Source organism: Mycobacterium sp. NGS54 (genome assembly GCF_059812465.1).
Window position 1 is genome coordinate 535,361 of the sequence record NZ_JCALCS010000002.1, and the last position, 17,925, is coordinate 553,285.

Annotated in this window: 15 protein-coding genes; 3 read left to right on the forward strand and 12 right to left on the reverse strand. The window is 71.2% G+C overall.

Features of this window, described 5'->3' with window-relative positions; all coding sequences use genetic code 11:
• Window positions 1-5 precede the first annotated feature (5 nt).
• The gene (locus AC5Y5E_RS07170; protein ID WP_499902290.1) at window positions 6-1,667 is read left to right on the forward strand and encodes a PE-PPE domain-containing protein; all 1,662 of its coding nucleotides are present in this window, start codon (window positions 6-8) and stop codon (window positions 1,665-1,667) included.
• A gap of 4 nt (window positions 1,668-1,671) precedes the next feature.
• On the opposite strand, the gene AC5Y5E_RS07175 is transcribed toward AC5Y5E_RS07170, so the two are convergent.
• The 8 genes from AC5Y5E_RS07175 to AC5Y5E_RS07210 form a co-directional block, all read right to left on the reverse strand.
• On the reverse strand, window positions 1,672-2,712 hold the full coding sequence (locus AC5Y5E_RS07175; RefSeq protein ID WP_499902291.1) for an NUDIX hydrolase: 1,041 nt from the start codon (window positions 2,710-2,712) through the stop codon (window positions 1,672-1,674).
• Window positions 2,712-3,836, reverse strand: coding sequence for a glycosyltransferase family 4 protein (locus AC5Y5E_RS07180; RefSeq protein ID WP_499902292.1), 1,125 nt, complete (start codon window positions 3,834-3,836; stop codon window positions 2,712-2,714). Before AC5Y5E_RS07180 ends, AC5Y5E_RS07175 begins: the two co-directional genes overlap by 1 nt.
• Window positions 3,836-4,753, reverse strand: coding sequence for a phosphatidylinositol mannoside acyltransferase (locus tag AC5Y5E_RS07185; RefSeq protein ID WP_499902626.1), 918 nt, complete (start codon window positions 4,751-4,753; stop codon window positions 3,836-3,838). Before AC5Y5E_RS07185 ends, AC5Y5E_RS07180 begins: the two co-directional genes overlap by 1 nt.
• A gap of 2 nt (window positions 4,754-4,755) precedes the next feature.
• On the reverse strand, window positions 4,756-5,388 hold the full coding sequence (pgsA, locus tag AC5Y5E_RS07190) for a phosphatidylinositol phosphate synthase (protein ID WP_499902293.1): 633 nt from the start codon (window positions 5,386-5,388) through the stop codon (window positions 4,756-4,758).
• On the reverse strand, window positions 5,385-5,942 hold the full coding sequence (locus AC5Y5E_RS07195; RefSeq protein WP_499902294.1) for an ATP adenylyltransferase: 558 nt from the start codon (window positions 5,940-5,942) through the stop codon (window positions 5,385-5,387). The genes pgsA and AC5Y5E_RS07195 overlap by 4 nt, the downstream gene beginning before the upstream one ends.
• Window positions 5,935-7,989 (reverse strand): threonine--tRNA ligase, encoded by a 2,055-nt coding sequence (gene thrS, locus AC5Y5E_RS07200; RefSeq protein ID WP_499902295.1) that lies wholly within the window; start codon window positions 7,987-7,989, stop codon window positions 5,935-5,937. The genes AC5Y5E_RS07195 and thrS overlap by 8 nt, the downstream gene beginning before the upstream one ends.
• Before the next feature lie 61 nt (window positions 7,990-8,050).
• On the reverse strand, window positions 8,051-8,674 hold the full coding sequence (locus AC5Y5E_RS07205) for a PaaI family thioesterase (RefSeq protein ID WP_499902296.1): 624 nt from the start codon (window positions 8,672-8,674) through the stop codon (window positions 8,051-8,053).
• 28 nt (window positions 8,675-8,702) lie between these two features.
• A complete protein-coding gene (locus tag AC5Y5E_RS07210; protein WP_499902297.1) occupies window positions 8,703-10,529 on the reverse strand; it encodes a PE family protein in 1,827 nt (608 codons plus the stop codon).
• Window positions 10,530-10,685: 156 nt separating this feature from the next.
• Here AC5Y5E_RS07210 and AC5Y5E_RS07215 point away from each other — a divergent pair, with 156 nt between their 5' ends.
• A complete protein-coding gene (locus AC5Y5E_RS07215; protein WP_499902298.1) occupies window positions 10,686-13,259 on the forward strand; it encodes an ATP-binding protein in 2,574 nt (857 codons plus the stop codon).
• Between the two features lie 31 nt (window positions 13,260-13,290).
• On the opposite strand, the gene AC5Y5E_RS07220 is transcribed toward AC5Y5E_RS07215, so the two are convergent.
• Both AC5Y5E_RS07220 and AC5Y5E_RS07225 read right to left on the reverse strand, forming a co-directional pair.
• Window positions 13,291-15,120, reverse strand: coding sequence for a PE family protein (locus tag AC5Y5E_RS07220; protein ID WP_499902299.1), 1,830 nt, complete (start codon window positions 15,118-15,120; stop codon window positions 13,291-13,293).
• 98 nt (window positions 15,121-15,218) lie between these two features.
• On the reverse strand, window positions 15,219-16,094 hold the full coding sequence (locus tag AC5Y5E_RS07225) for an aldo/keto reductase (protein WP_499902300.1): 876 nt from the start codon (window positions 16,092-16,094) through the stop codon (window positions 15,219-15,221).
• Window positions 16,095-16,117: 23 nt separating this feature from the next.
• On the opposite strand from AC5Y5E_RS07225, the gene AC5Y5E_RS07230 reads away from it, so the two are divergent.
• Entirely contained in the window at window positions 16,118-16,618 is a 501-nt protein-coding gene (locus AC5Y5E_RS07230; protein WP_499902301.1) for a DUF1990 domain-containing protein, read from the forward strand.
• Window positions 16,619-16,624: 6 nt separating this feature from the next.
• Here the strand turns inward: AC5Y5E_RS07230 and AC5Y5E_RS07235 are convergent, their stop codons facing one another.
• On the reverse strand, window positions 16,625-17,566 hold the full coding sequence (locus AC5Y5E_RS07235; RefSeq protein ID WP_499902302.1) for an NAD(P)H-dependent flavin oxidoreductase: 942 nt from the start codon (window positions 17,564-17,566) through the stop codon (window positions 16,625-16,627).
• A 5-nt stretch (window positions 17,567-17,571) separates the two neighbouring features.
• On the reverse strand, window positions 17,572-17,916 hold the full coding sequence (locus AC5Y5E_RS07240) for a cupin domain-containing protein (RefSeq protein ID WP_499902303.1): 345 nt from the start codon (window positions 17,914-17,916) through the stop codon (window positions 17,572-17,574).
• Window positions 17,917-17,925 lie beyond the last annotated feature (9 nt).

Below are 17,925 nucleotides of genomic sequence, written 5' to 3' on the forward strand. Positions count from 1 at the left end.
CCGCGATGAATTTCGCCGTGCTGCCGCCGGAACTGAATTCGGCGCAAATGTTCGCCGGCCCGGGCCAGGGCCCGATGCTGGCGGCGGCGACGGCCTGGGACGGGCTGGCCGAGGAACTGCGCGCCGCGGCGGGCTCCTTCGCGTCGGTGACATCCGAGCTGGCCGGCGACGCCTGGGCGGGCCCCGCGGCGACGGCGATGACGCGCGCGGCCGCCCCGTACGCGGCGTGGCTGAGCGCCGCAGCGGGTCAAGCCGAGCACACCGCCGCCCAGGTCCGGCTGGCCGCCGACACCTTCGAGGCGGCGCTGGCGGCCACGGTGCACCCGATCGCGGTGGCCGCCAACCGGACCCGGCTGGTGTCGCTGGTCGGGTACAACCTGCTGGGCCAGAACGCCCCCGCGATCGCGGCCGCCGAGGCCGAGTACGAACAGATGTGGGCCCAGGACGCGGCCGCCCTGTCGGAGTACTACGCCGGCGCCTCGGCGGCGGTCGCGCAACTGGTGCCGTGGCAGGGCCTGCCGCAGAACCTGGGCAGCGGAAACGTCGGCGTCGGCAACATCGGGATCAACAACGTCGGCAATGGCAACATCGGCATCGGAAACCTCGGCAACGCGAACTTCGGCATCCAGAACACGGGCAATCAGAACATCGGCATCGGGAACACAGGCAACTGGAACATCGGCTTCGGGAACCCGGGCAACGGCAGCGTCGGGGTCCTGCTCGTCAACGAAAACCAGGTGGGTGCCGGCGGGGCGACGGCGTTGATCATGGGCGGCACCGGCCTCGGCCCGCTGCCCCGGCCCATCGGTGTGCTGACCGCCGAGCAGTTCATCACGCACACCCATCCCGACTACCTCGCGCAGTTCGTCGTGACGCCCTCGAAGTTGTTTCCCTTCACCGGGCTGGACAGCCTGACGCTCGACCAGTCCGTGGCCCAGGGGGTGCAGAACCTGAACACCGCGATCGCGGCGCAACAGGCCCTGGGAAACCACGTCATCGTGTTCGGCGGCTCGCAAAGCGCCGTGGTGGCCACCCTCGAAATGCGCTACCTGGAAACCCTGCCGATCGGCGTTCGGCCGGCACTGGACCAACTGTCCTTCGTGCTGATCGCCAATCCCGACCGGCCCGACGGCGGGTTGCTGGCGCGGCTGCCCGGTTTCTCCATACCGGGCATCGGCTTCACGTTCTACGGCGCTACCCCCACCAACGCCTACCCCACCGTCGACTACGCGGTCCAGTACGACGGCGCCGCCGACTTCCCGCAGTTCCCGATCGACATCCTCGCCGACGCCAACGCCGTCGCGGGGTTCCTGTTCGTGCATCCCGCCTACGACACCGTGACGGCCGCGCAGATCGCGTCGGGTGTGGTCCAGCCGGTGTCGCCGGCGGACACGCAGACCACCTACATCCTCATCCCCAGTCACAATTTGCCGCTGCTGGACCCGCTGCGCGCCGTTCCCCTGGTGGGAAACCCGCTGGCCGACCTGGTCCAGCCCGACCTGCGGGTGCTCGTCGAGCTGGGCTACGACCGCACCGCCTATCAGGATGTGCCCACGGCGTTCGGGCTGTTCCCGCAGATCGATCCGGGCACGGTGGCCGCCGAGCTGCAGCAGGGGGCGGTGCAGGGGATCACCGACGCGCTGGCCGACGTGGGGCTGCCGCTCTGAAATCTCAGAGAATGGGCTGCGGCATCCCGGCGTTGGCGGCGGCGCCGTCCGCCAGCCGATTGGCCGCAGCCAGCAGCTCGCCCAGTTGCCGCGGGTACACCTGCTCGCCGGCCGCGGTCAGCTCGGCGATGTCGTTCGCGTCACACCAGCGGGCGCCGTGAATGTAGCTGCGTTCCAGCTCGGTTCGCCCCGCCAGGGACGGCTCGAACCGGCGGGTGCGGTGCAGCAGGTAGAACTCCTCGCTCTCGATCAGCGAGCCGTTGAACTCGAAGACCTCGTCGCGCCGCCAGACGGGTCCGATCATGTCGGCCGGCTCGACCCGCAGGCCGGTCTCCTCGGTCAGTTCCCGCGCGGCGGCCTCGACCAGCCGCTCGCCGCTGCCCACCTCGCCGCCCACGGTGAACCACCAGCGGGGCGCCCCGCCGTCGGGAAACGCCGGGTTGGCCGGGTCCGAGCCGCACAGCAGCAGCACGGCGCCGGACTCGTCGAGCAGCACCACCCGCGCCGAGGTGCGGTGGTTGGGCACGCCGCGCTCGCCGTGGGCCAGCGCGTGCGGGCGCTCCAGGATCTCGAAATAGCTTGGCAGCGTGGCGGTTCCGCCCAGCCGAAGGGTGCGGACCAGGAATCGCTCGCGCAGCGCGAGGGTGTCGCGAACGGCGTCGTTGTGGAAGCGGCGCGCCAGCACCACACGGGCCTCGGCGTCGGCCAGCTCGGCGATCAAACCCGCGGGCAGCGACGCGGGATCGACCACCGCCAGCGCGGCCGACAGCTCGTTCTCCGCGTTCTCGCGGGCCTGGCGCGGCGCGCGTTCGGCGGCGTCGGCCAGCGCCGCCAGCCGCCTGCCCTCGGCGGAATTGCCATACCCGTCGATCGCCACGGCCCGCGCCACCACCGAGCGTCGCGCCAGCGCCCCGTCGAGCGCCTGCCACGACAGGTCGTAGCGGACGTGCAGCCGGTCGAGCCGGTGGGCCGTCCGGTATGCCCAGCCGCCGGCGAAGGCGACCACGGCCATCAACGCCACGACGGCGATGACGAGCCACGTCATCAACTGGCCACCTGGACCTTGGCTCCCGACCCGGCGACCGTCTCGTACACCCGCATGATCTGGCTGGCCACCACCGACCAGTCGTAGCGGTGGACCTCGCTCGAGCCGGCCGCCACGTAGCGTTTGCGCAGCGCGTCGTCGGCCAGCACCTCGATCAGCGCGTCGGCCAGCGCGGCGCCGTCATCGACGGGCACCAGCCGCCCGCATTCGCCCTCGCACAGCACGCGCCGGAACGCATCCAGGTCGCTGGCCACCACCGGCGTGCCGGCGGCCATCGCCTCGACCAGGACGATCCCGAAGCTCTCCCCGCCCGTGTTGGGCGCGCAGTAGACGTCGGCGCTGCGCATCGCCGACGCCTTGCCGGCGTCGTCCACCTGGCCAAGAAAACGGAGGTGGCGGATCATTCCGCCTGCCTGCTCGCGCAATTCGTCCTCGTCGCCGCGACCGACGATCAGCAACTGCATGTCCGGGTTGCGCTCGACCACGCGGGGCAGCGCCTCGAGCAGCACCGTCATGCCCTTGCGGGGCTCGCCGTAGCGGCCCAGGAACAGCACCGTCTTGCCCGGCCGCGGGTATCCGTCCAGCGGCGGTGCCGAGGCGAACGACTCCACGTCGACCCCGTTGGGGATCTCCACCGCGTCGGTGCCCAGCGCCTCCATCTGCCAGCGGCGGGCCAGGTCGGACACCGCGATCCGGCCGACTATCTTTTCGTGCATCGGCCGCAGGATGCCCTGAAAGACCGACAGGGTAAGCGATTTGGTGGTCGACGTGTGAAACGTCGCGACGATCGGGCCCTCGGCGATGTTCAGGGCCAGCATCGACAGGCTCGGCGCGTTGGGCTCGTGCAGGTGCAGCACGTCGAAATCGCCGTCGGCGAGCCACTTCTTGACCTTGCGGTGGGTGGCCGGGCCGAACCGCAGCCGGGCCACCGACCCGTTGTACGGAATCGGGACGGCCTTGCCGGCGGAGACGACGTAGTCGGGCAACGAGGCGTGCGGCGAGACGGGGGCCAGGACGCTGACCTCGTGCCCGCGGGCGCGCATCACCTCGGCCAGTTGCAGGACATGAGACTGCACCCCGCCCGGCACGTCGAACGAATACGGACAGACCATCCCGATTCGCATCAGGTTTCCCTCAGCCTCGCCTGCTTCGCGTCCGACAGGTCCGCCAGCCATTGCGGCTGCATCATGTGCCAGTCCTCGGGGTGCGCGGCGATGTTCTCGGCGAACTGATCGGCCAGCGCCTGGGTGATGGCGCGGACGTCGCCGCTGCTGCAATCCAGCGGCGGGTGTATCGATACGCGCCAGCCGTCGGCTTCGTTCCAGCAGTGCGCCGGGCACAGGGCCGCCCCCGTTTCGATCGCGAGTTTCGCCGGCCCGGCCGGCATCCGGGTGAGTTCGCCGAAGAATTTCACTTCGACACCGGTGCGGGTCAGGTCGCGCTCGGCCATGAGGCACACCGGCCGGTTGGCCCGCAGCCGCTCGCACAACAGGTCGAACGGCGGTCGTTCGCCGCCGGACAGCGGAATCACCTCAAAGCCAAGGCTTTCCCGGTATCCGATGAAACGCCGGTACAGCGATTCGGGTTTGAGTCGCTCGGCGACGGTGGTGAAGGTGCCGCGCGTCTGCACCAGCCAGACCCCGGCCATGTCCCAGTTGCCGCTGTGCGGCAGCGCCAGCACCACCCCGCGGCCGGCGGCCAGGGCCGCGTCGATATTCTCCGCCCCGCGGAATGTCTCGTCGATCCGGCGGGCCAGCTCGCGGTGGTCCATCGTCGGCAAGCGGAAGGCCTCCCGCCAGTACCGGGCGTAGGACGCCAGCGAGGCCCGCATCAGCTGGTCGGGCACCTGATCCGGCGTCACGCCGATCACGCGGGCCAGGTTCTTGCGCAGCTGATCGGGCCCGCCACCGCGCGCCGCGTAGCGCGCTCCCGCGTCAAAAGCGTTGCGCGCGGCGAACTCCGGCATCGCCCGCACGGCCATCCACCCGGTCGCGTACGCCCAGTCGGCGGCCGTGCCGCGGGTCAGGCGGACCAGATCCATGATCACGGCATGGGCTCCGTCGCACCGGGGGAAGTGCGCACCGTGCGTAGTCGCTGCACGCAGGTGACCACGCTGGCCACCGCCAGCAGCCACATGGCCACCGGCAGCGCGGGCGGCCAGGCAATGTAAGGGAAGTCGGAGATGCCGGCGCCGACGAGCACGATGATCAGCCGTTCCGGACGTTCGATGATGCCGCCGTCGCCGCGCAGCCCGCTGGCCTCGGCCCGGGCCTTGATGTAGGAGATCACTTGCGAGGTGACCAGACAGATCAGGGTCGCCGCCACCAAGAGCTTGTCGTGCAGGCCGAAGGCCGCCCACCACAGCAGCCCGCAGAACACGGCGCCGTCGCTGACCCGGTCACACGTCGCGTCCAGCACCGCGCCAAAACGCGTGCCGCCGCCCCGTTCCCGGGCCATCGCCCCGTCGAGCATGTCGAACAGCACGAAGAACCAGACCACCAGCGTGCCGGCGAACAGCTTGCCCATCGGGAACAGCGTCAGCGCCCCCGCGACGGCGACGACGGTGCCCAGGATGGTGACGGCGTCGGGCGTCAGCCCGAGCCGAAGGCATGCCCGGGCGGTCGGGGTGGTGAGTCGCGCGAACGCCGCCCGCGACAGGAACGGCACCTTACTCACTGTCGGGCCCACTCCGTGGCCAGCAGCCGGCGGGTGTCGCGCAGCAACTGCGGGATCACCTTGGCGCCCCCGACGATGGTGATGAAGTTCGCGTCGCCGCCCCAGCGCGGCACGACGTGCACGTGCAGGTGCTCGGCCAGCGAGCCCCCGGCCGACGTGCCCAGGTTCATGCCCACGTTGAAGCCGTGCGGGCGCGACACGTTCTTGATGACGCGAATCGCCTTCTGGGTGAAGGCCATCAGCTCCGCGCTCTCCGCCTCGGTCAGGTCCTCGAGCTCGGAGACGCGGCGGTAGGGCACCACCATCAGGTGCCCGGGGTTGTAGGGGTAGAGGTTGAGCACCGCGTAGACGAGTTCGCCGCGCGCCACCACCAGGCCGTCCTCGTCGGAGAGCTGCGGGATGTCGGTGAACGGCTGCTCGGTCTTGCCGTTATCGCGCTTCATCGGCGCCTCGGCCAGGTAGTTCATCCGATACGGCGTCCACAGCCGTTGCAGGTGATCTTGCTCACCAACGCCCCGGTCGAGGATCGTGTCGTCGCGCTCGGAGTCACTCACCGCGGGTTACCTTCACCAGTTCGGCGGTGGGAGTAGCGTTTTCGCGATCGGCAATCCACTTCACGATCGCATCCACGGCGCTGTCTCGATCCACGCCGTTGATCTGCGTGCGGTCACCGAAGCGGAAGCTCACCGCGCCAGCCTGCACGTCGCGGTCACCGGCCAACAACATGAACGGGACGCGCTGGTTGGTGTGGTGCACGATCTTCTTGGCCATCCGGTCGTCGCTGCCGTCCACCTCGACCCGGACACCGTGCGACTTCAGCTGTGCGGCAACGTTTTCCAGGTACTCCACGTGCTCGTCGGCGACCGGGATGCCGACCACCTGCACCGGCGCCAGCCACGCCGGGAACGCCCCGGCGTAATGCTCGGTGAGGATACCGAAGAAGCGCTCGATGGAGCCGAACAACGCGCGGTGGATCAGCACCGGCCGCTGCCGCGAGCCGTCCGCAGCCGTGTATTCGAGTTCGAAGCGGTCCGGCATGTTGAAGTCGAGCTGGATGGTCGACATCTGCCAGCTCCGGCCCAGCGCATCCTTGACCTGGACCGAGATCTTGGGGCCGTAAAACGCCGCGCCGCCAGGGTCGGGAATCAGCTCCAGCCCGGAGGCCACGCCGACGTCGCGCAGGACCTCCGTGGCCTCGTCCCACATCTCATCCGACCCGGAATACTTCTCCGGGTCCTTGGTGGACAGCTCCAGGTAGAAGTCGTTGAGCCCGTAGTCGGCCAGCAGGTTGAGCACGAAATGCAGCACTGACGCCAGCTCGTCGCGCATCTGCTCGCGCGTGCAGTAGATGTGCGCGTCGTCCTGAGTCATGCCGCGCACCCGGGTCAGCCCGTGGATCACGCCCGACTTCTCGTAGCGGTACACGCTGCCGAACTCGAAGAGCCGCAACGGCAGTTCGCGATAGGACCGTCCGCGCGACCGATAGATCAGGTGGTGCATCGGGCAGTTCATCGGTTTGAGGTAGTAGTCCTGGCCCGGCTTGCGCACCGTGCCGTCCTCGTTGAACTCGGCGTCGAGATGCATCGGCGGGTACATGCCGTCGGCGTACCACTCCAAGTGACCCGACGTGATGTAAAGCTGCTCCTTAGTGATGTGGGGGGTGTTGACGAACTCGTAGCCCGCACGCTCGTGCTCGCGGCGCGAGTAGTCCTCGAGCTCGCGGCGCACGATCCCGCCCTTGGGATGGAAAACCGCCAGGCCCGAACCGATTTCGTCGGGGAAGCTGAACAGGTCGAGCTCCGCGCCGAGCTTGCGGTGGTCGCGGCGCTGGGCCTCCTCGATCAGCTCCAGGTGCTTTTCGAGCGCCTCCTGTGACTCCCACGCGGTGCCGTAGATGCGTTGCAGGCTCGCGTTGCGTTGGTCGCCGCGCCAGTAGGCCGCCGAGCTTCTGGTCAGCTTGAACGCGGGGATGTGCTTGGTGGTGGGGATGTGCGGCCCGCGGCACAGGTCACCCCAAACGCGTTCGCGGGTGCGGGGATTGAGATTGTCGTACGCGGTGAGCTCGTCGCCGCCGACCTCCATGATCTCCGCGTCACCGGACTTGTCGTCGACGAGCTCGAGCTTGTAGGGCTCGTTGGCGAGCTCGGCGCGCGCCTGGTCCTTGGATTCGTAGACGCGCCGGTCGAACAGCTGGCCGTCCTTGACGATCTGGCGCATCCGCTTTTCCAGCTTGTCCAGGTCCTCCGGCGTGAACGGCTCCGGCACGTCGAAGTCGTAGTAGAAGCCGTCGATGATGGGCGGCCCGATGCCCAATTTGGCTTGTGGGAAGAGGTCTTGGACGGCCTGGGCCAACACGTGCGCGGCCGAGTGCCGGATCACGCTGCGGCCCTCGTCGGTGTTGGCGGCGACGGGGACGACCTCGGCGTCGGCGTCGGGCGCCCAGCTCAGGTCGCGCAGCTTGCCGTCGGCGTCGCGCACCACCACGATCGCGTCGGGCGCGCCGCGCCTCGGCAGCCCGGCCTCACCGACCGCGGCGGCCGCGGTGGTCCCGGCGGGCACCCGGATCGGGGTCGCCGGGGCAGGGCTGGCGGCGGCGCTCATCGGGTCGGTTCTCCAACGTCTAGGTGATTAGTCGTTGCAATGCTATCGGGGTCGACGACCCTCAGGGCTGGCCAGGCTTGAGCCGCACGAACAGCGCGTCAGCCTCGGTCAGCAGGGTGTCGCCGTCGCTGAGCCGGCCGGACACGAAGATCTTGCGTCCGTCGACCCGGTCGATGCCGGCCTCGAACTGTAGTTCCTTTTCGATCGGCACGATGTGGCGGTAGTCGATCTTGAGGTACGCGGTGCGTTGGCGCGGACCGCCGGTGATCACCGAGGACGTCAGCCCGAGCACGCTGTCGAACAGCATCCCCAGCGCCCCGCCGTGCACGGCGCCGTTGCGCCCCAGGTGGAACCGGGTGAAGCGCGCCCAGCCGTGGATGCGGCCGTCGTCGCCCTTGGTCGCTTTCATCGGGATGCTCAAGATGTTGCCGCGCATCGGCAGGTCCATCCGGCGCCCGGACGGCGACTCCCACTCGTCGGCGTCGTAGGGGCTCAGTAACGCGGACAGCTTCTCCAACTGGTCGGCGGCCTCGGTGATCACCGCGTCGGGCGCGTCGACAGCGCGGGCGTGGTCCTGCAGCCGGCGGACCGCGTCGATGAACCGGCCGTAGTCGGGGCCGCCCTTGGTCGTCGGCTCGGGCGGGTTGAAGCCGCCACCGGGGTGTTTGTGATGGTCGCCGGCCACCAGGACACCGTATCGGTGTCAGGGGGGATTAACCGTGCTGGCCGGGCGCGCCGGTGCCACCGCCGGTTCCGTTGGCGCCCGCGTTGCCGTTGCTGGTTGACCCGGTGCCGAAGGCGCCGCCGGCACCGAGCGCGCCGCCCGTGCCACCGGTTCCCCCGGCGCCGCCGACGCCGGCGGCGCCGCCGACGCCCACCGGGCCCATCAGCAACCCGCCGGTCCCGCCCGCGCCGCCCAATCCGCTCCCGCCGCCGTTGCCCCCGCCGCCGCCCGTGCCGCCGTCGCCGCCGCTACCGCCGGAGCCACCATGGTTGAAAAGGGCAGCCGAGGCGTTGCCACCCGGACCCCCGTTGCCGCCAATACCACCCACACCACCGGTGCCGCCCATGCCGCCCACGCCGGCATTGCCGCCACTACCGCCGGAACCCAGCAACCCGGCGGCACCGCCGTTACCGCCTCCGCCACCGGCACCGCCGTTGCCGCCCACGCCGCCCACCCCACCGCCGCCACCAGTGCCGCCGGCGTTCCCAAACGCGCGGCCCGTGCTGAGGAGAGCGTCTCCACCAGCGCCGCCGGTACCGCCCAGGCCGCCGGTGGCACCGGTGCCCCCGATACCCCCTGCGCCTCCAGTGCCGCCGGCACCACCGTCGCCGACCAAGAGGCCGCCGTGACCGCCGTTGCCGCCCGCGCCCCCGATGCCGCCGACGCCGCCGGCCGTGCCGGTGCCGCCACCGCCGCCGGAGCCACCTAGGCCGCCGAGGCCGGTTCCGTTCTGGAAGGCTTGCCCGCCGTTGCCTCCGGCGCCGCCCGCGCCCCCGGGCGCCGAGCCCAAAGTCCCGTTGCCGCCACGGCCCCCGACGGCATCGCCCGAGCCGCCGGAGGGTCCAGCGGCCACGCCCCCGAGGCCGCCGGCACCCCCGTTGCCGCCCGTGCCGCCGGGTCCGCCAGCACCACCAAGAGCGTCTCCGGTGCCACTGGTGACGTTTGCCAGCCCGCCAAATCCGCCCGTGCCGCCGGTGGCGCCGAGTCCGCCATCAACGCCGGCACCGCCGGCGCCCCCACTGGCACTGGCATTAGCCACAGATTCGGAGACACCCGCGGCACCCATGGCCGCTTGGCCGCTGACCGTGGGATTGACACCATTGGCCCCGGTCAAGCCGGTGCCGCCCTGCCCCCCGGAGCCGCCATTGCCGAAGAGGAAGGCGTTGCCGCCGGTGCCACCGTGCCCGGGCAGGCCGCCGTTGATGCCGGCGAGCGCGGCCCCTCCCTGCCCACCGATCCCGCCGCTGCCGGACAACAATCCGCCCCTGCCGCCGGTGCCGCCGGTCGCCCCGGCCCCACCCATGCCGCCGGCGCCGCCGTTGCCGAGCAATCCTGCGGCGCCGCCGTGGCCACCGGACTGGCCGGGCAAACCGTTGCCACCGGGACCTCCATTGCCGAACAGCAAGCCGCCGGGTCCGCCGGCCTGTCCCGGGCCTCCGGGGCTGCCGTCGCCGATCAGCGGGCGCCCCAAGACCGCCTGGGTGGGGGCGTTGATCACGCCCAGCACGTCTTGCTCGACGGTCTGCGCCGACACGTTGGCGGCCTCCGCGGCGACATACGACCCCGCACCGGAACTCAGGGCCTGCACGAACTGCGCGTGAAACGACGCCGCCCGCGCGCTCAACGCCTGAAAGGCCTGCGCGTGGCCGCCGAACAGCGTTGCGATGGCCGCCGACACCTCATCCGCGCCCGCCGCCAGCAGTGAAGTCGTCGGGCCCGCCGACGCCGCGTGGGCCTGGCTGAGCGCGGACCCGATCCCCTGTAGGTCCCCCGCCGCCGCCGACAAAAACTCCGGTGCGGCAACCACAAACGACATTTCGGCCCTCCCACCACGTGCAGCCGTATCGGGCCCGTCGGCGCGGCGACGCGGCTACAGTAAGGCCGCATGGGCCGCCCGGAGCGTTTCCCTCCACAGTGTGCGCTGGCGGGCGGGCGCGGTTGATCCGGAATTTTCCCTGTTTTTGCTAAGCGAGTGGCCGTGGAGTGTTTGCTGGAGCGACAGGCGGCGCTGGCCGAGCTGACCGGGCTGGCGCACGCGGCGCGTCGCGGCGCGGGCCGCGTGGCGTTGCTGCGCGGAGAGGCCGGAGTCGGCAAGACGGCGCTGATCAACGCCTTCACGACTGCGCTGGACGGTTCCGAACGGCTGTTGGTGGGCTGGTGCGATCCGCTGGCGGCGCCGCGCCCGTTGGGCCCGGTGCTCGACGCGCTGGCCGGATTCGGGCCCGTGGCGGCCGGCGGTCTCGTCACGGCGATCGAATCCGGCGACACCGGTGCGCTGTATCGGCGGCTGCTGGCGATATTGCGCGACGGGCAGCGCTGGGTGTGGGTTATCGAGGATGCCCACTGGGCCGATGGTTCGACGTTGGATTTGATTCGCTTCCTGGCCCGGCGCATCGCGTCGCTGCCGCTGATGTTGGTGATCTCCTACCGCGACGACGAGATCGAACGCCAGCTCCCGCTGTCCGTGGCGCTGGGGGATGTGGCGACCTGCGCCGCGGTCAGCCGTGTCGCGCTGGAGCCACTAAGCCGAGATGCGGTGGCAGTCCTCGCCGCCGGCAGCGGGTTCAATGCCGACCAGCTACACCGCCTCACCGGGGGAAACCCCTTCTACGTCACCGAGGTGTTGGCCTGCGGCGTCGACGCGCTGGATCGGAATGTCTTGCCGAGCAGCGTCTCAGAAGCGGTGTGGGGCAGGCTGGTTCGGCTGTCGAGGGGGGCATGCGAGACCGCACAAGCGGTCGCGGTCTGTGGGCCGCGCGCCGACGCGGCGCTGGTCCAAAAGGTGTGCCCGGGCGCCGGCGCGGCTCTGGACGAATGCGTGGACGCGGGGGTGCTGGTCGCCGAGGGGGACGCGATCGGGTTCCGCCACGAGTTGGCGCGGCTGGCCACGCTGGCTCGCATCCCCGACTATCGGCGCCGGCTGCTGCACAAGCGCGCGCTCGTCGCATTGGCCGAACCACCGATTGACCCGAACATGTTGCCGGCGCTGGTCTTTCACGCCGACCAAGTCGGCGATGGTGACGCGGTGACGCGTTACGGCCCGACGGCGGCGGAGCGGGCCGCGGCGCTGGGCGCGCACGCTGAGGCCGCCGAGCTGTACGGCTTGACGCTGCGGCATCGCGGCACCGCCCCTCCCGAGCAGGAGGCGCAGTGGCTGGAGCGCCACGCATTCGAAAGCTACCTGTGCGGGCTGGCGGCGGCGTCGATGTCGTCGTGGCGCGCGGCCATCGATGTCCGCCACCAACTCGGTCATCCACTCGAAGAGGGCGATGACCTGCGCTGGCTGTCCCATCTGCTGGAACCGCTCGGACGCACCTCCGAAGCCATCGATGCGGGCCGCGCGTCACTTCGGCTACTCGATGATCTCGGTCCCTCCCCGCAGCTGGCCTGGTCGCTGATCAACATGGCGCACTCCTGCACCGTGGTGAGCTACGACCTGTCAGCAGCCGCCGAATATGCCGACCGCGCACTGACTCTCGGCGTCCAATTGGGCGACCCCGGCGTCGTCATCCGGGCGCGCGGCTATCAGGCGATGGGCCGCGTATTCCGTGGGAACACCGGCTGGGATGACTTCGATGCGGTCTGGCGCGACGCACTGGGCAGGCCGGACCTGACCGAACATGCGGCGGTGTTGGGCGTACTCATATCCTCGGCCGCCGCGCTGCGACGCGAGCCCGCCCGCGCCGAGGGCTATCTCAGCCGTGCGGCGGCGTTCTGCGACGACCACGACTTGGTCATGTTCCAGGCGCTGATTACCGGAGCGGAGGCGCTGACCATGTTGCACCGGGGCCGTTGGGCCGAGGCCGCGCGGCTCGCCGAGCAAGTCCTGACCCGCACGGATCTGAGCCCGCAGCATCGAATCCTGCCGCTCGTTGTGCTTGCGCTGACCCGCGCGCGCCGCGGCGAGCGGCCGGGGGACCTGCTCGATGAAGCCCTCGAGTCCACCGCGGGCAACGTATTAGGGCTGCAGGTGCGGGCAGCGCGGGCGGAGGCGGCGTGGTTGGCCGGCGACGACGACACCGCGCTCGCCGAGGCCCGGGCGGGGTTGGCGGCCCGCCCCACCGAAGCCGATGCGTGGTTGGTCGAACCCCTGCGGCGGTGGATGTGCCTGGCCGGCGGTGACGCCGACGATGCTGGCGACTGGCAAGCAGCCGCGGCGGCGTGGACAGGCCGCAACTGCCCCTACGACGCGGCGATGGCTGCGCTGAGCGGCGACATCGCCGCGGTGGAATCGGCGTTGGCGACGTTCCGCCGCCTCGGTGCGCGCGCCTCGGCCCGTCGCGCCCAGCAGCGCCTGGCGGCGTTGCGCGGCCCCACCCGTCGCGGCCCCGGCGCCAAGACGCTTGCCGACCCCAACGGGTTGACCCGCCGCGAACGCCAAGTGCTCGAGCTACTCGCCGCCGGGAAAAGCGACGCACAGATCGCCGCCGCGCTGCATATCAGCCCCAAAACCGCCGGCGGCCATGTGAGTTCGATCCTCGTCAAACTCGGCGTCGCCAACCGCACACAAGCCGCTACACACGCCCGGCAAACGAGCGACGCCTGACCGCGCCGGCTGGACGGGGGTCCGCTGGGGATCAGCCGTGCTGGCCGGAGTTGCCCGTGCCGCCCGTGTTGCCGTTGGTGCCATTGCCGCCGGCGGTGGACGTGCCCGACCCTCCCGCGCCGGCCAGGCCGAATCCGCCTCCGTCGCCGCCCGCGCCGCCGCCACCACCCAGGCCAGCGGTGCCGTTCGTTCCCGCACCTCCGAAGAGCGATCCACCACGCCCACCGATGCCGCCGACGCCGGTGCCCCCGCCGTTGCCCCCAGTTCCGCCGGTACCACCGTCGCCGCCGGTGCCGCCGCCACCGCCGGTGCCCGTGAAGCCGACGGCGGCGTTGCCGAGGCCGCCCCCACCCGCGTGCGCGCCCGTGCCACCGAGGCCGCCGCGTCCGCCGGCGCCGCCGGTGCCGGCGGTACCACCACCGCCGCCGCTTCCGAACAGACCACCGGCGCCCCCGTCGCCGCCTACGCCTCCGGCACCGCCGGTTCCGCCGGTTCCGCCGGTTCCGCCGAAGCCACCGTCGCCGCCGTGGCCGCCGGTGGCCAGACCGCCGGCGTTGCTCTGGGCACCGCCGCCGGTGCCCCCGAAGCCACCGTTGCCCCCCGTGGCACCGATGCCGCCGTCACCGCCGGTGCCGCCCGCGCCGCCGAGGCCGCCGTTGCCGACCAAGAACCCGCCATGACCACCGTTGCCGCCGGCACCCCCAATGCCGCCATTGCCACCCGACGCGCCGGTCCCGCCCACGCCGCCGCTACCCCCAACATTGGCCAGGGCACCACCGTTAGACGCAAGAGCGAAACCGCCCATGCCGCCGTTCCCACCCGCACCTCCGGCCGCGCCCGCCGCGGTCCCGTTACCGCCCGAGCCCGAGAAGGCGCCACCCGTACCGAGATTTAGGGCGCCACCGCCTTCACCGCCGGCGCCGCCATTGCCGCCAGCACCACCGGCCCCGCCATTACCAGCAATAGCAAGACCGTTGAGGGACACCTCCGCGCCCCCGCCCAGCCCGCCTGTGCCGCCGGTGGTGGCGAGTCCGCCACTGACGCCGTCACCGCCGTTACTGGAAATGGCGTTGGTGTTTGTCGTATCCGTCTGGACTCCGGACGTTCCAGTGGCAGCTTGGCCGCTAATGGCGGGATTCACACCGTTGGCGCCGGCCAGACCGGTGCCGCCCTGCCCACCGGACCCTCCACCGCCGAACAGGAAGGCGTTGCCGCCCGCGCCGCCGCGCCCGGGCAGACCACCGTTGATGCCCGCGAGCGCGGCACCGCCGTGGCCGCCGACACCGCCGTTGCCGTACAGCCACCCGCCCGTTCCTCCGGCGCCGCCGGCCGCGCCGGCCCCGCCCATTCCGCCGGTTCCGCCGGTGCCGATCAACCCGGCCGGTCCGCCGTTGCCGCCGGCCTGGCCGGGCAGGCCGTTGCCACCCGGGCCGCCGTTACCCCACAACAACCCGCCGGCCCCACCGGTCTGACCAGGGGCCCCGGGGTTGCCGTCACCGATCAGCGGGCGCCCCAACACAGCTTGGGTGGGCGCGTTGATCACGCCCAGCAAGTCCTGCTCGACGGTCTGCGCCGAGACGTTGGCGGCTTCCGCGGCGGCATACGTCGCCGCGCCAGCGTTCATCACCTGCACGAATTGGTTATGGAACGCCGCCGCCTGGGCGCTGAGAGCCTGAAAGGCCTGGCCGTGCCCGCCGAACATCGCCGCGATGGCCGCCGACACCTCGTCGGCGCCGGCCGCCAGGAGGCCGGTCGTCTGGCCAGCCGCCGCGGCGTTCGCCTCGGTGAGCGTGGCACCGATGCTCTGCAAATCCCTTGCCGCCCAAGACAACATGTCGGGCGCCGCAACCATAAACGACATCGCCGGCCTCCGATCTCGGCCCGAAAACGAAGGTTTTCAGTGTAGGACCGGTGCGGCGGCTCTGTATTTAGTTGGAAACGGATTGGGGACCAAAGTCCTCAGACCGTCCGCTGGGCTCCCGCGGCCGCCAGGGTCTCGAACTCGTCGTCGGTCAGCGTGATCTCGGCGGCCGCGACGTTCTCCTCTAGGTGCGCGACGCTGGACGTGCCCGGGATCGGCAGCATCACCGGCGAGCGCTTCAGCAGCCAGGCCAGCGCCAGCTGCGACGGGCTCGCGTCGTGCTCGGCGGCGATGCGCTGCAACGGCCCGTCGGGCGCCGCGAGCGGCCCGGCGGCCAGCGGGAACCACGGGATGAAGCCGATGCCCTGGCGGGTCGCGGCGTCCAGCAGCGGCTCGGCGCCCCGGGACGCCAGGTTGTACATGTTCTGCACCGACACGATCTCGGCGATCTGCTGGGCCGCGGTGAGCTGGTCGACGTCGATCTCGGACAGGCCGATGTGGCGGATCTTGCCCTCGTTCTTCAACTTGAGCAGCTCACCCACCTGGTCGGCCAGCGGGAAGTTCGGGTCGATGCGGTGCAGCTGAAACAGGTCGATGGTCTCGACGCCCAGGCGGCGCAGGCTCATCTCGCATTCCTGGCGCAGGTAGCTGGGATTGCCCAGCGGGACCCAGACGTCCGGGCCGGTGCGCAGCAGCCCCGCCTTGGTGGCGATCACCAGGCCGTCATAGGGATGCAGCGCGTCGTGGATGATCTCCTCGGAAACGTAGGGCCCGTAGGAGTCCGCGGTGTCGATGAAATTCACCCCGAGCTCGACGGCGCGGCGCAGGACCCGCACGCACTCGTCACGGTCGGCGGGCGGCCCCCACACGCCCTTGCCGGTCAGGCGCATGGCGCCGAAACCGAGTCGGTTGACGGTCAGGTCGCCGCCGAGGGTGAACGTTCCGGATGCTTGGGCAACAGTCTGAGTGGTCACTTCCTCGACCGTACGCTGAACACGTGGACCTGGAAACGCTCGAAGAACTTCCGCTCACTTACACCGAGGTGGGCGCCACGTCCGACGGCGAGCTGCCCGCGGGATACGACCATCAACACGTCGAACGCCAAATCGGCACGGGCCGAGAGCGTTTCGAGCGGGCCGCCGACGCCGTCATGCGCTGGGGCATGCAACGCGGCTCCGGGCTGCGCGTGCAGGCCAGCTCCGACGTCGCCATCGTCGACGCGGTGTTGGTGGTGCGGATGGGCTTTCTGCCGGCGCCGTGCCGGGTCGTCTATGTCGTCGACGAGCCCGACATCCGCGGCTTCGCCTACGGCACCCTGCCCGGGCATCCGGAGTCCGGCGAGGAACGCTTCGTCGTGCGCCGCGACCCGGCCACCGACGCGGTGTACGCGGAGGTGTCGGCGTTCTCCCGGCCCGCGGCCTGGTGGACCAAGGCCGGCGGGCCGGTCGTCAGGGCGGCCCAGCGCGTCATCGCCCGGCGCTACCTGCGCGCGGTGTGACGCTCGCTAAGTGCCCCAGCCGCCCAGCAGGCGCTCCGCACCCGCGCACATCTGCTCGATGATGTCCCCCACCGACGCGTCGTCGCGGATCATCCCGACGCCCTCGCCGGCGTCGACGGGGGCGACGCGGCGATCGTCGGCGGCGACGGCGGCGGCCAGTTCGTCGCATGCCGACACATCGAGCGCTTCTTCGTGGCCCGTCCAGCGCGCGACGAAGTCGTTGGCCAACACGCGCGACGGGAACTTCGCCGGCCAGGGCAGCCCCCTGGCGACGTCGAAGGCCCGGGTGACGGCGGTGTCGGTGGCCCGGGCGGCGATCAGCGCGCGGCGGCTGCCGTCACCGGTGAGCGCCTCCGGGCAGGCCGCCAGTCGGGTGCCCACCCACGCCCCGCTGGCCCCGGCGGCCAGCACGGCGGCCAGGCTCCGCGCCGAGGCGATGCCGCCGCCCGCGAGCACCGGCACCGCGACCGCGTCCAACACGTCGTCGAGCAGCGGCAGCGTCGCGAGTTTGACCTCGCCATGCCCGCCGCCCTCGGCCCCCCGCGCGACGAGGATGTTGACGCCGGCGTCGACGGCCTTACGAGCACCCAGGCCGTCGTAAACCTGTGTTACGGTGGGGATTCCGGCGTCGTGCGCCTTCGCGACCCACGACCAGTCGGTGCCGAAACTGACCGACAGCAGCGCGGGCCCGGCCGCCAGCGCATCGTCGAGCAACCCCTCCTGGGTGCGAATCACCCAGTCCACCAAGCCGATTCCGAATCTTTCCGGCACGTGCCGCAGCTGGGCGCGCAGCAGTTCCCTGTTGCCGTCGCTGCCCATCCCGACCATGCCCAGCCCGCCGGCCGCGGTCACGGCGGCGGCCAGCCGGCCACCGGCCACCCCGCCCATCGGGGCGTTGACGATCGGCACCCGCAGCCCGAAACCTCTTGACCAGGGCGTGGATAGCATCGGTGCTAATGGGCCCCGGGCTGGCTCTTCAGCACCGTCAGCATGACCACCGAATCCTCGACGGCGTGCAGCGCGTGCCGCTCCGCCGGGATCGCGACGTAGTCGCCCGCCTTGCCGTCCCAGGCGTCGCCACCGGTCGTCAGGCGCACGTGACCCTGCAGCACCTGCAGCGTCGCCTCGCCGGAGCTGTCGTGTTCCGACAGGTCGTGGCCGGCGATCAGGGCCAGCACGGTCTGCCGAAGCTCGTGGGTGTGACCACCGTGGATGGTGTGCGCGGCGCGTCCGCTGTGCGACCGCCCGGCCTCGGCCAGTTTTTCGGAGGCCAGTCCGGTCAACGAGATGGATTCCATGGTCGTCCC